The organism is Sulfolobus sp. B1 (assembly GCF_007050195.1).
In the GTDB taxonomy this organism is placed as follows: Archaea; Thermoproteota; Thermoprotei_A; order Sulfolobales; family Sulfolobaceae; genus Saccharolobus.
This window is the reverse complement of the sequence record NZ_QIMI01000350.1, coordinates 1-625: the sequence shown is the minus strand read 5'-3', so window position 1 is coordinate 625 and position 625 is coordinate 1. Positions and strand designations below refer to the sequence as shown.

1 protein-coding gene is annotated in these 625 nt (G+C 34.7%); it reads left to right on the top strand.

What is annotated here, in order from left to right; all coding sequences use genetic code 11:
- Window positions 1–72 precede the first annotated feature (72 nt).
- A partial coding sequence (locus DMP16_RS10650; RefSeq protein ID WP_069284006.1) for an HD family hydrolase occupies window positions 73–625 on the top strand: 553 nt, incomplete at its 3' end.

Sequence of the window (625 nt, the reverse complement as noted above, 5' to 3'; positions counted from 1 at the left end):
ATAAGGTTTTGGACAAGTGATATTAATGAGCTTATCGAGTCTTTAGATGAATTACTTAAAATGGTGTAAGAAGTGAAGTTAAATAGACTTTTAGAGGGTTCTAAAAACCTTGTAAGAACGGGATGGATGCAAAACGGTATTCCTCCAGCAATTGGAGAGACAGTAGCTTCACATAGCTTCGAAGCCTCAGTTCTTGCCTACGTCATATCTCTATGGTTAAAAGAAAGGGGAATACAAATTAATCCTGAAAGAAGTTCGGCTATAGCTCTGTTTCATGACGTTGGTGAGACGTTATTAGGAGATTTACCAAAATGGGCAAGCATTAGAATTAACAAAAGTGAAGCAGAAACTGAAGCGTTTGAGGAGTTAGGAATAGGTAAGGATTTATTCTTAGAGTTTAAGGAAATGAAAACTAATGAGGCAAAGGTAGCCAAACTATGTGATAGATTATCGACCTACTTACAAGCATTAAGGTATAGAAGAGCCGGCTATGCAGTTGATGAAATAATTCAAACCTATGAAGAAGAAATAAATCGACTATTAGATATATCTCCATTAGATAAGATAAAGGATTTAGTAATCAATTTGATGAGGAATAGTGATTTAAAAGTAGAGAAGATAAAGT